At 42.4% G+C, this 12,240-nt stretch carries 14 protein-coding genes; 8 read left to right on the plus strand and 6 right to left on the minus strand.

The genetic code is table 11. The annotated features are described in order from the left end of the window. The first annotated feature begins 30 nt into the window (after positions 1-30). The 6 genes from METVE_RS0107825 (at position 31) to kdsB (ending at position 5,250) form a co-directional block, all read left to right on the plus strand. The gene (locus METVE_RS0107825) at positions 31-636 is read left to right on the plus strand and encodes a MotA/TolQ/ExbB proton channel family protein (RefSeq protein WP_020167913.1); all 606 of its coding nucleotides are present in this window, start codon (positions 31-33) and stop codon (positions 634-636) included. Between the two features lie 156 nt (positions 637-792). After that, complete coding sequence (locus METVE_RS0107830; RefSeq protein ID WP_020167914.1) at positions 793-1,215, plus strand: ExbD/TolR family protein; 423 nt, start codon at positions 793-795, stop codon at positions 1,213-1,215. 194 nt (positions 1,216-1,409) lie between these two features. Beyond that, positions 1,410-3,164, plus strand: coding sequence for a lipid A export permease/ATP-binding protein MsbA (msbA, locus tag METVE_RS0107835; RefSeq protein WP_020167915.1), 1,755 nt, complete (start codon positions 1,410-1,412; stop codon positions 3,162-3,164). A gap of 33 nt (positions 3,165-3,197) precedes the next feature. Continuing rightward, positions 3,198-4,220: a tetraacyldisaccharide 4'-kinase gene (lpxK, locus tag METVE_RS0107840; protein ID WP_020167916.1), complete on the plus strand. Its 1,023-nt coding sequence runs from the start codon at positions 3,198-3,200 to the stop codon at positions 4,218-4,220. 36 nt (positions 4,221-4,256) lie between these two features. Continuing rightward, on the plus strand, positions 4,257-4,460 hold the full coding sequence (locus METVE_RS0107845; protein ID WP_020167917.1) for a Trm112 family protein: 204 nt from the start codon (positions 4,257-4,259) through the stop codon (positions 4,458-4,460). A gap of 49 nt (positions 4,461-4,509) precedes the next feature. Beyond that, positions 4,510-5,250: a 3-deoxy-manno-octulosonate cytidylyltransferase gene (gene kdsB, locus METVE_RS0107850; RefSeq protein WP_020167918.1), complete on the plus strand. Its 741-nt coding sequence runs from the start codon at positions 4,510-4,512 to the stop codon at positions 5,248-5,250. 30 nt (positions 5,251-5,280) lie between these two features. On the opposite strand, the gene METVE_RS0107855 is transcribed toward kdsB, so the two are convergent. The 6 genes from METVE_RS0107855 to sucC form a co-directional block, all read right to left on the minus strand. Continuing rightward, positions 5,281-5,628: a DMT family protein gene (locus tag METVE_RS0107855; protein WP_020167919.1), complete on the minus strand. Its 348-nt coding sequence runs from the start codon at positions 5,626-5,628 to the stop codon at positions 5,281-5,283. Between the two features lie 125 nt (positions 5,629-5,753). Then, entirely contained in the window at positions 5,754-6,092 is a 339-nt protein-coding gene (locus METVE_RS0107860; protein ID WP_020167920.1) for a P-II family nitrogen regulator, read from the minus strand. A 168-nt stretch (positions 6,093-6,260) separates the two neighbouring features. Then, entirely contained in the window at positions 6,261-7,865 is a 1,605-nt protein-coding gene (locus METVE_RS0107865; protein WP_020167921.1) for an NAD+ synthase, read from the minus strand. A gap of 126 nt (positions 7,866-7,991) precedes the next feature. After that, on the minus strand, positions 7,992-8,948 hold the full coding sequence (locus METVE_RS0107870) for an ankyrin repeat domain-containing protein (RefSeq protein ID WP_020167922.1): 957 nt from the start codon (positions 8,946-8,948) through the stop codon (positions 7,992-7,994). A 7-nt stretch (positions 8,949-8,955) separates the two neighbouring features. Continuing rightward, positions 8,956-9,840: a succinate--CoA ligase subunit alpha gene (sucD, locus tag METVE_RS0107875; protein ID WP_020167923.1), complete on the minus strand. Its 885-nt coding sequence runs from the start codon at positions 9,838-9,840 to the stop codon at positions 8,956-8,958. Further along, entirely contained in the window at positions 9,840-11,015 is a 1,176-nt protein-coding gene (gene sucC / locus METVE_RS0107880) for an ADP-forming succinate--CoA ligase subunit beta (protein WP_020167924.1), read from the minus strand. The genes sucD and sucC overlap by 1 nt, the downstream gene beginning before the upstream one ends. Before the next feature lie 127 nt (positions 11,016-11,142). On the opposite strand from sucC, the gene METVE_RS0107885 reads away from it, so the two are divergent. Next, positions 11,143-11,745: a cysteine hydrolase family protein gene (locus tag METVE_RS0107885; protein WP_020167925.1), complete on the plus strand. Its 603-nt coding sequence runs from the start codon at positions 11,143-11,145 to the stop codon at positions 11,743-11,745. Positions 11,746-11,827: 82 nt separating this feature from the next. Then, a complete protein-coding gene (locus tag METVE_RS0107890) occupies positions 11,828-12,184 on the plus strand; it encodes a GNAT family N-acetyltransferase (RefSeq protein WP_232496442.1) in 357 nt (118 codons plus the stop codon). Positions 12,185-12,240 lie beyond the last annotated feature (56 nt).

A 12,240-nucleotide genomic window follows, 5' to 3' on the forward strand; every position in this document is an offset into this window, starting at 1 on the left:
GCAGTTTTTTAAAACATAAGGAGTTGTGCTGTGTGGGAAATTATTCTGGCCGCTGGCTGGCCAATTTGGCCGTTAATTATTGCTTCAATCATTGCGTTAGCTATTATCGGTGAGCGTTCATGGGCGCTACGCAAAGAAGTTGTCACCCCCACAAATTTACTACCTGAAGTACAAAAATGGTTAAACCAAGGCGGCATAACGAAAGAAACATTAACTAAACTTGAAAGACATTCATTATTAGGCGAAGTATTTGCCAGTGCTTTAGCGAATGCTAAAAGCTCACGTGAAATCACTAAAGAAGCCATTGAAGAAACTGGCCGTGCAGTTGCGCATAAATTAGAGCGTTATCTGCCTACATTAGGTACGATTGCGACAGTGGCGCCATTGCTGGGCTTGCTTGGTACGGTAATTGGTATGGTTGAGTTGTTCGGTTCGTTCACCAATAGCGGCCACGATGTAGCCCAGTTTGCACGCGGTATTTCAGTAGCACTTTATAATACGGCAGCAGGTATTGTCGTTGCTGTGCCTGCAATGATCACGTATCGTTATTTCCGTGCAAAAGTAGATGGTTTGTTGGTTGATATGGAACAGCAAGCGATTAAGTTGGTAGAGATTCTGCACGACGAACGCAAATAATTTAGTAATTTACTTAAAATCACGCCAATACAGTGTTATTTTTTCTTGCCGTACAAATATGTACTGTCTACGAAAAAATCCCTCGTCTTGACGTTATTTAAAGCGAATTAAATGATAACTGATTGATTGTTAACAGGCTGATTCAAAAGGTTTAATATGAATTTTCAACGTGGTAAACGGCACGAAGAACTAGAGATGAATCTAGTGCCTTTAATTGATGTGCTATTAGTGATTATCATTTTCTTGGTGGTCAGTGCGACTTTTGCACGCACCAGCGAATTACAGATTAACTTACCAACCGCTGAAGCCAGCACACCACAAGAAAAACCTCTGATTATTACGGTAGAGGTCGATGCGAGTGGTCGTTATCTAGTAAATGGCAATGAAGTAGGCGGCGGTAGTGTCGATGAGATTTCTGCTGCGTTGACTAAAGCCGTTGGCGCTGGAAAAGATCCGACAATCGTGATTAATGCGGATGCGAAATCGACGCATCAATCGGTAGTTAACGTGATGGAAGCATCAAGATTAGCGAATTACACACACATCACATTCGCCACACAGCTTCGACAAGGCAAGTAGGCCAAGTTAATTAAATCTAGTTTAACCAAGTTTAGTTTGACTGGATTTAGTTTAGTTTGTTAGTTGTGTCGTTAGCTTTATAATTGGAAGCTATTCGTTTATATATTGATTGATATTTTATTGTCTTATCTTAATTTGCTTTATCTTAAATCTAAGCGCGCTCATTTTTCTCTGCCTATTCGACTGAACTATTAATGTCGAGATCCTCACGTAAAAAAGAAGCTATTCCGCACATTGTTAACGCAAAGTTACTTTATTTGCGTCTGTTTCGCTATGCCTGGAAATATAAAATCTATTTTTTAGTTAGTATTACTGCGCTGGTTATCTTGTCTGCCAGCAATACTGGCTTTTTGGCACTGATTAAAAAAGTGACCGATGATGGTTTCGTTAAACAATCTGCGGATCAAGTGCTTATATTGCCGTTCATGTTGTTTGGCTTAATGGCAATTCGCGCTTTGGCGGGCTTTGCTTCCACCTATTACATGCGCTGGATAGCGCGTCATGTGGTCGAAGTGATTAGAAACGAAGCGTTCAGCAAACTCATGTTATTGCCTGTTAGCTATTTTGATGCGGGCTCTTCGAGCGTAACCGTTTCTAAACTCACTTATGATACAGAACGTCTTTCTACCGTTTCAACTCGTGTCGCGTTATCCGTTATTCAAGATGCATTAACCGCAGTTGGTTTGCTGGGTTATATGCTGTATTTAGATTGGAAATTGACACTAATTTTTGTGGTCGTTACGCCATTAATGGCAATTTATTTGCGCAAAATGACGCCTAGATTGCGCAGCAGTGCTAAGCGTGTGCAAGAATCCATGGGCGATATGACCAAAGCGGCTGAAGAGGCGATTGCAGGTCAGCGTATCGTCAAGATTTTTGGTGCAGGTGAGTATGAAACAAATCGATTTGGCAAAATCGTTGGCAACAATCGTAATATTGAATTACGCTTAACGCGCATTTCTGGCTTAAATAGCTTGGTGATTGAATTTTTGGCGGCGATTGCCTTGGGTTTAGTGGTTTATTACGCGATCGGTAAATTTAGTGCTGGTGAGTTTGCTGCATTTGTCGGTGCTTTATTGATGTTAATTGCGCCAATTAAACATTTAACCGCAGCAAATGAAGAGTTTCAGATTGGTTTGGCCGCAGCGCAAAGCGTGTTTGAGATCATTGATAGTCAGTCAGAAATCAATGATGGTGAAAAAATCATTCAACGTGCCAAAGGCGGCATTGAATTTAAAAATGTGAGCTTACGTTATAACAACGCCAAAAAACTGGCATTGAATAACTTAAGTTTTACCATTCAACCCGGGGAAAAGTTGGCTCTAGTGGGGCGTTCTGGTGGTGGTAAAACCACGATGGTGAATTTATTGCCACGTTTTTATGAGTTGCAACAAGGCTTCATTTTGCTGGATGGTATAGATATTCGCGCGTTGGAATTGAAAAATCTGCGCAGTCAGTATTCATTAGTCAGTCAAGATATCGTGTTGTTTAATGACACCGTTTTCAACAATATTGCTTATGGCGCACTACGCGATTCGACTGAAGAAGAAGTGATTGAAGCGGCCAAAGCAGCACACGCATGGGAATTTATTCAGCAGTTGCCAGATGGTTTGCAAAATGAGATTGGCGATAGAGGCGTGCGCTTATCTGGTGGTCAGCGTCAGCGTATTGCCATTGCGCGTGCCATCCTTAAAAATGCGCCTATTTTATTGTTAGACGAAGCAACTAGTGCCCTGGATACGGAGTCTGAACAATTCGTACAAGCAGCTTTAGATACTTTAATGCAAGGCCGCACGACGATTGTGATTGCACATCGCCTCAGCACGATTGAAAATTCCGATAGAATTTTGGTGATGGATCAAGGCGAAATTGTCGAATCTGGCTCTCATCAGGAGTTAATCGCTAAAAATGGCTACTACAGTAAGTTATACCAAAAAGAATTTGATTAATAGAATCTGCATGATGAGATTGCGCTTGTTACGATGACTCTAACTCAAGAAATTATTAAACGCGCGTGGCGTAAAAAAAATGCACTTTATTATGTTGTGTTGGTACCACTTTCTTGGCTTTTTGCGCTGCTAACCTTATTAAGGCGCATGGCTTATAAGCAAGGTTTGCTTAAATCGCATGCATTGCCAGTTCCTGTGATTATCGTCGGTAATATTCACGTGGGTGGTAGCGGCAAAACGCCCGTGGTTATTTGGTTGGTGCAGCATTTGAAACAGTTAGGTTTTCATCCCGCGGTCATCAGTCGCGGCTATGGCGGTAGCACCAAATTAGCTACCGCAGTTAACGCTAACAGTAATCCAAAAATAGTGGGTGATGAGCCAGTACTAATCGCAAATCGGTGTGGTTGCCCAATTTGGGTCGGTGCAAACCGCATGCAAGTTGGCGCTGAGTTGCTAAAGGCACATCCAGAATGTAATGTGATTATCAGCGACGATGGCTTGCAGCATTACCGTTTACGGCGTGATATGGAAATTGCAGTTATCGATAGCGAAAATTATTTAAACAACGCTAATTTGTTGCCTGCCGGATCATTAAGAGAGTCTATTAGTCGCCTGCAAACGGTTGACGCTGTGATCAAAAATGGACAATTAAGTACAGAAATAAATCATCCAGCAAGTGTTGAAAATGCTTACTTAATGCAGTTAATTGGCTCAGAATTTTACAATCTAGCGGATCCTACTTTGAAAGCAACGGCTGCTGATTTTAAGCGTAAAAGTGTGAAAGCGCTGGCGGGAATTGGCAACCCAGCCCGTTTTTTTGAGCATTTACGTCAATTAGGTTTAAACTTTGCTTCAGCTAGTTTCGATGATCATCATCCATTTACTGCATTTGATCTGGCAAAAATGGAATGTGATGTTTTATTGATGACTGAAAAAGATGCCGTAAAATGTAAAGAATTTGCCAAGTCAAATTATTGGGTGTTGCCGATTGAGGCGAACATTGAAGGCGATTTGATGCAGCTAGTGTTGCAAAAATTGCAGCATCGCAAGCATTAAGTTTTGATTATATATTGCACATATTAAGGCATTAACATGGATTCTAAATTACTCAATATCTTAGTCTGTCCCGTTACCAAAGGGCCATTGATTTTGGATAAAAAAAACAATGAACTCATTTCTAAATCTGCGCGATTAGCTTATCCCATTCGTGATGGGATTCCGGTGATGTTGCAGGAAGAAGCGCGAAAAATCGGCCCGGATGAAAAAATAGGCACTGACGAAAAAGCGGCCCAGTAAAGTAGTGAACTAGTAAAATACTTAACTATTAAATCTGCGGATAATTTAAGTGACATTTAAAGTTGTGATTCCTGCGCGTTATGCCAGTACGCGTTTGCCAGGTAAGCCATTGCTGGATATTGCTGGCAAACCGATGGTGATACGTGTGGCGGAGCAGGCGGCAAAAAGTGGCGCAAGTGAAATTGTCATTGCAACGGATTTTGAGAAAATCAGCCACATTGCCGCACAGCATGATATTAAAGCCGTCATGACACGTATCGATCATGTTTCTGGTACCGATAGAATCGCCGAAGTCGCACATAAACTCAACTGGGCGGATGGTGATATTGTCGTCAATGTGCAAGGAGATGAGCCACTAATTGAGCCTGCATTAATCGCCGAAGTCGCTCAACACTTGGCTAATAGCCAAGATGCCGTGATGGCGACAGCCTGTCATCGCATTCATGATGAAGCTAGCTTTCTAAATCCCAATATCGTTAAAGTGGTGATAGACGCCAATGGTAACGCTTTGTATTTCAGCCGCGCGCCAATTCCATATCCGCGAGATGACGTTTATAAAGATAATATTCAAGCCTATCGGCATATTGGCATTTATGCATATCGCGTAGGATTTTTAAAGCAATATGCAGAGTTAACCAGTACAGAGCTGGAAAAAATTGAAAGTTTAGAACAACTACGTGTGTTGCATCATGGTTATAAGATTGGTGTGACGATTACTAAAAATGCACCAGCAAGTGGTGTGGATACGCAAGAGGATTTGGATTATGTCAGGCGCTTATTTTTAATTTAATTGTATTTATTTTATCGATTTAAATGCTTATTAAATATGAGTGCGAAACATAAAATACACTGCACCCAACAAGCACAAACCCGCCCATAAAAAATCCAGCTTAAGCGGTTGATGCATATAAAAAACCGCGAATGGTACAAACACACTCAATGTAATCACTTCTTGCAGCATTTTCAGCTGCGCGAGCGACAATACCGTAAAGCCAATACGGTTAGCGGGCACTTGGAACAGATATTCCACCAATGCAATACCCCAGCTAATGAGCGCGGCGATTATCCAAGGTTTATTGTTGAGCTCTTTAAGATGTGCATACCACGCAAACGACATAAAGACGTTTGCGACAGTCAGTAAGAGAATTGTTTTTAGGATTGTTGGCATTTATAAAAATTGCAAAATTAATAATAGATAACAACAACCTGAATTAAATACGGAAAGCACTCACTTTTGCGAGTGCTTTAAATCAGAGAGTTAATGGCAAGTTAACGCTTAATTTATGTCAAAAGCTAAATCGCGGATTCGCCCGTTTCACCTGTTCTAATACGAATCACTTGTTCAATGGCGCTAACAAAAATCTTGCCATCGCCAATTTTGCCAGTATGTGCCGAATTAATAATCGCTTCCATTGCGGCTTCAACCATTTCGTCGGTTACAACCAGTTCAATCTTGATCTTAGGTAAGAAATCGACGACATATTCTGCGCCGCGGTACAGTTCAGTATGACCTTTTTGGCGTCCAAAACCTTTTACTTCGGTTACTGTTAAGCCATTTACACCAATCTCAGAAAGCGATTCACGTACTTCATCTAGCTTAAATGGTTTAATCACCGCTTCAATTTTTTTCATATTCGCTCCCGTAAGTTGGTATTGATACTATTTTTGGTTCTGATTTTGCTATTAATTGGTTTTGCTAGATATGGATTTTATCTAAGTAAGGATTCTATTTTATTTCGCCACAAATTTGCTATTAAAATAAATCATTTGGTCCGTATATTTAAAAATAGCTATTAAAAATTACGAATCGAATTTTAATTTAGCGGTAATAGGGTAACGTCTATCTTTACCAAAACCACGTTGTGTAATTCTAACGCCAACTGGCGCTTGGCGGCGTTTATATTCGTTGCGATCAATCAGGTTTGTCACTTTAAGCACATCTTTTTCGCTGAATCCCAGTTGCATAATCGCATTCCGGCTTAAGTCGTCTTCCACATAAGCTTGCATAATGGCATCTAAAATTTCGTAAGCAGGTAAGCTGTCTTGGTCAGTTTGGTTGGCGCGCAGTTCTGCGCTTGGTGCGCGCGTGATGATACGTGTTGGAATGACATTTGAAAGGCTATTGCGATATTCTGCCAGTCTATATACCAGCGTTTTCGGCACATCTTTGAGCAATGAAAAACCGCCTGCCATATCACCATATAAAGTGCTGTAGCCAACGGCCATTTCGGATTTATTGCCGGTAGTAAGCACAATGCTGCCAAATTTATTAGAAAGCGCCATCAGCAACATGCCGCGGATGCGTGCTTGTAAATTCTCTTCTGCAGTATCAAATGGCAAATTGCCAAACTCTGGCGCAAGCGTGTCGCAAAATAAGTTAAATAAATCTTTAATCGGAATTTGACTATATTTAACGCCGACCAAATTGGCCATTTCAATGGCATCATCTACGCTGATGTTAGCGGTAAATTCGGATGACATCATCACAACTTTGACGCGCTCGCTACCCAAAGCATCTACCGCAATCGCCAGTGTTAACGCAGAATCTATACCACCAGATAACCCCAGCACAACGCTTGGAAAACCGTTTTTATTCACATAATCTTGTAAACCTAATTTAAGCGCATGGTAGACAGTTGCTTCAAGGCTTAATTGTGGGCTGATTGCGTTTGGTTGTGGTTGATGATTGACGTATTCTACAAAACTTAATGCTTCAACAAAATTAGGTAGTTGTTGTGTGGCTTTACCCGTGTTATCCAACACAAATGAACCGCCATCAAATACCAGCTCATCTTGTCCACCGACTAAATTAACATATATCACGCTCAAGCCGGTTTCGGACACGCGCTCAGCCAATACTTCATGGCGAGTCACTAGTTTATCTATGTGGTAGGGCGAGGCGTTGAGAGAGATCAATAGTTCTGCACCTGCCTGCTCAGCGCGGATTGCGGGTATAGATTCCCAACCATCAGCACAAATGATGACGCCGATTTGAGTGCCCAAATGCTCAAAAACCAAAGGAGTATTGCCAGCCTCAAAATAGCGCTCTTCATCAAAAACACTGTAATTGGGCAAGCATTGTTTGTGATAAGTGGCCGTGATTTGCCCATTTTCAATAATGGAAGCCGCATTGAAAAGCTGTTCATTTTCTAAATGCGGATGGCCAATCAGTAAGGTGATATTGGGTAGTGCACGTGCGATTTTTTGCAGTGCGCGCTCACACGCTGTATTAAAGTCATCTCTAAACAACAAGTCTTCTGGTGGGTAACCGCATAAAGCCAGTTCTGGCGTGACGATTAAGCTAGCACCAGCGGCATGCGCGCGGTTAGCGTAATCAAGAATTTTGTCCGTATTGCCAGCGATATCGCCTACAGTACAATTAATTTGCGCTAAAGCGATTTTCATAGTTAACGCGTTAATTCCTTTAATAAATCTATATTGCCATTAATGTTTTCTCTAGGTCGAACTATAGAAAATATGTTCGTATTACAAAACAACGGTGACAAAATTAGCATAGATTGATGAAGGCAATTAATATTTTCCACCTGCATCTTTCATGATCTTAACGATTTCGCTATCACCTTTTTTAAGCGCGTAAACATAAGCGGTTAAGCCATATTTATCACGTGCTTTTACATTCGCTTTGTGATCAAGCAGCAATTTCACTAATTCTTCAGAGCCTGTATCAACGGCCAATTGTAAAAGGGGCGTGCCTTCAGAATCTTGATGATTCACATCGGCGCCTCTTTCAATTAAAACTTTGGCAGCTGCTAACTGAGTTTTCTTAATCGCCCAAGTAAGTGCAGTCCAGCGTGATTGGTCTTCTATATCTGGTTTAGCACCCTTATCCAACATATAAGCAACCGCTGGCGCATGACCTTCGCGTGCCGCATACATCAAAGGCGTCACACCTAAACGATCGCCTGCATCAGGTTTTGCACCTTTTGCCATCAGTGATGTGATGGTTGGAACATCACCACTTTTTGCTGCATACATCAATGCAGTTTTACCATCATCTGCTTTAGAATTGGCATCAACACCATGTTGAATCATTAAGTTAACCACTTCGGAATAGCCAGAAGTGGCTGCCATACCAAATGCACTCCAACCACTTTCATCGCGGATTTTCGGATCAGCACCTTTATCAAGCAACACTTTCACCGTGGCTACATGGTTTTTCTTTGCGGCGAACATCAATGCAGTCCAGCCACCTTTATCCTTTGCATTAACCTCTGCACCTTTATTGATTAAAGCCGTAACAACATCAGCACGGTCTTTGCGCGCGGCGTACATCAGCGCAGTAATGCCATTTTCATCTTTAGCGTTAGCATTAGCGCCACCATCCAGAATGGCTTTTACCGTTGTTACATCGCCTTTGGATGCGGCGGTTAATAGGTAGGGAACATCTTCTGCAACGCATAATTGTGTTGCGAGGCTTAATATTAAGCCAATAACAAAACTTGTTATTCCACCATTATTTATCTTCAAGAGTTAATTACCTTTTCGATTTTAATTGTATTGCTTGAACAACGGCTTCACCTAAGCCAGCAGGTGAGCTTGCCACCACGCAGCCCGCATTTTCCAATGCGGAAATCTTATCTTCTGCACGGCCGCTACCGCCAGAGATAATCGCACCTGCGTGTCCCATGCGTTTGCCAGCGGGTGCGGTTAAGCCTGCAATGTAGGCAGCGACTGGTTTAGTGACATAGTGTTTAATAAAATCTGCCGCAGCTTCTTCGTCAGAGCCTCCGATTTCACCCACCATAATAATCGCTTCCGTTTCAGGGTCAGCTTCAAATAATGTTAAACATTCAATAAAATTTAAGCCTTTAATTGGATCGCCGCCAATGCCCACACAAGTTGTTTGACCCAAACCCAGCGCAGTAGTTTGATGCACGGCTTCATAAGTGAGCGTGCCAGAACGCGATACCACGCCAACCTTACCGCGCAGATGAATACTGCCAGGCATAATGCCGATTTTGCATTCATCCGGCGTGATAATGCCAGGGCAATTTGGGCCAATCAATCTAGCGCCATTGGCTTTTAAAGCCGCTTTCACATTTAGCATATCCAATACTGGGATGCCTTCGGTAATGCAGACAATCAATTCAATGCCAGCATCCGCCGCTTCCAAAATCGAATCGGCCGCATAAGGTGGCGGCACATAAATCACGCTGGCGTTGGCTTGCGTTTCACGCACCGCTTCTCGCATGGTGTTGAATACTGGCAGGTTTAGATGTAATTGACCGCCTTTGCCTGGTGTAACGCCCCCTACCATTTTTGTGCCGTATGCAATGGCTTGTTCAGAATGAAATGTGCCTTGTTTCCCAGTAAAGCCCTGACATAGCACTTTGGTATTTTTATTGACTAAAATCGCCATTATTTTGCTTCCTGATTTTTAACAGAAAGTACGGCTTGTTTAGCCGCATCGGTTAAATTTTCTGCCGAGATAATATTTAAGCCACTCTCACGCAGCATTTTCTTGCCCAAATCAACGTTGGTTCCTTCTAAACGCACGACTACTGGAATAGTCATGCCGACTTCTTTCACCGCAGTAATAATGCCTTCTGCAATAATATCGCAGCGCATAATGCCGCCGAAAATATTCACCAAGATTGCCTTAACGTTATGATCGGCCAAAATAATTTTAAACGCTTTGGTCACCGTTTCCGCTGAAGCGCCGCCACCCACATCTAAAAAGTTGGCTGGCATACCACCATGCAATTTAATTAAATCCATGGTTGCCATCGCCAGACCTGCACCATTTACCATGCAGCCAATATTGCCGTTTAGCGCAATATAGTTTAAACCCGCCGCATGTGCCACTGCTTCTTTGCTATCTTCTTGCGACCAATCGCGCTGTGCGCTTACCTCTTTTTGGCGATACAACGCATTGTCATCCACGCTCATTTTGCAATCCAGCGCGACCAGTTTTCCATCCGATGTCACAATCAATGGATTGATTTCCAGCAAAGCCAAATCATTTTCTTTAAACAGTTGGTATAAACCTTTTAGCATTTTGGTAAAAGCGGCAATTTGTTCACCACTTAACGCTAATTTAAAAGCCAAATTACGTGCTTGAAAATCCACTAAACCGTTTAGCGGATCACACACTTCTTGCAGAATCTGTTCGGGATGATTGGCTGCAATCTCTTCAATATCCATGCCACCAGCTGATGATGCAACCACCACGACGCGCTCTAAACTTCTATCAACCAGCATCGATAAATACAATTCGCGCGCGATTGGCAAGGTTTCTTCAATCAAAACTTGGCTGACCATTTGCCCATCAGGGGCATTTTGGTAGGTGATTAATTGCTTGCCTAATAATGCCGTCGCGGTTGCTTCCACTTCTGCTACGGATTTAACCAGCTTAACGCCACCCGCTTTACCACGGCCACCCGCATGTATTTGCGCTTTTACTACCCATGCATTTGATTTGATTGTTTCTGCTGCATGGCGTGCCAATTCAGCAGAGTTTGCAACCATGCCGCTAGGCGTTGGCAGGCCGTAAAGTTGTAATAAAGATTTGGCTTGATATTCGTGTAAATTCATTTTAAAGTGATTTTTGGCAGGTTTTAATTTTAGCTGACATTTTCGCGCAAAAGCGCTGTATAAGCTAGTAAAAAAGCCACTTCAAGTCATCACGTTAAACCACTAAGCGCAATCTAAAGGAAATCAAATGACACAAGCATCGCAAACTTTGCGTGAAATTACCGGTATGGGCTTTAGCCATGCTAGCCTAAAAGACTCTGCTTTGATTTTGGTGGATTGCCAAAATACTTACCGTCGTGGCGTGATGCAGTTAACCAATGTAGAGCCTGCAATTTTAGAGGCGCAAAAGCTGTTAACAATGGCGCGCGATTTAAAAGTGCCTATCATCCATATTCAGCATGATGCTGGCGTGGGTACGCCGTACGATATCACCGCAGATATTGGAGCGATTTCAGCAGAGGTTGCGCCTAAAAATGGTGAAGTCGTAGTGGTTAAGAATTATCCGAATGCGTTTTGGCATACTCATTTAGAGGCACAATTAAAGGCCTTGGGCATTGAAAATGTAGTGTTAGCTGGATTTATGACACATATGTGTATTAACTCCACCGCACGAGGCGCGTTTAATTTAGGCTTTAAGCCGATGATTATTGCCAGTGCGTGCGCAACACGCAGCTTAACTAGCGCTAATGGCAAAATAATTGACGCGCAAACGATGCATGATAGTGCGTTGGCTGCTGTGAGAGATTTGTTTGCGGTTGTTGTGGATTATGTGGCAAGTTTGAAAATTTAATTATAGATATCTACAAGATATTAACCAGATAGCGAACGGAGGTGCGTTGTCGGTAAGCTTGTCACGCGAACGAATTGCTGAAATGATGCAAGCAATGCCGCTTATAGTTGCCCGGCGCAATAGCCATGTCACTGGTTTTTTGATGATGACAACACGTGCGATGAATGCAGATATTCCCATTATCAAGGCGATGTTTACTGCTTATGAAGGTTCGGCTGATGCTTATGTTTACGGCCCAGTCTGTGTTGGAGCAGAAGAGCGTAGAAAAGGCTTAGCTCAAGCCATGTTTGCGGAGCTGAAACGTCTTCAGCCAGGTAGAGAAGGTGTGCTTTTTATACGACTTGATAATGAGGCTTCACTGCGAGCCCATATACGTATGGGAATGAAAGAGACCGCTAAATTTAGGTTTAATGGTTCAGACTATCTGGTCTTTTCATAGATCGGGTAATCAAAGTATTTCAGCACAGACTCGCAAAATAACAAATCTATTCAACA

This window comes from Methylotenera versatilis 79 (genome assembly GCF_000384375.1).
Taxonomy (GTDB): Bacteria; Pseudomonadota; Gammaproteobacteria; order Burkholderiales; family Methylophilaceae; genus Methylotenera_A; species Methylotenera_A versatilis_B.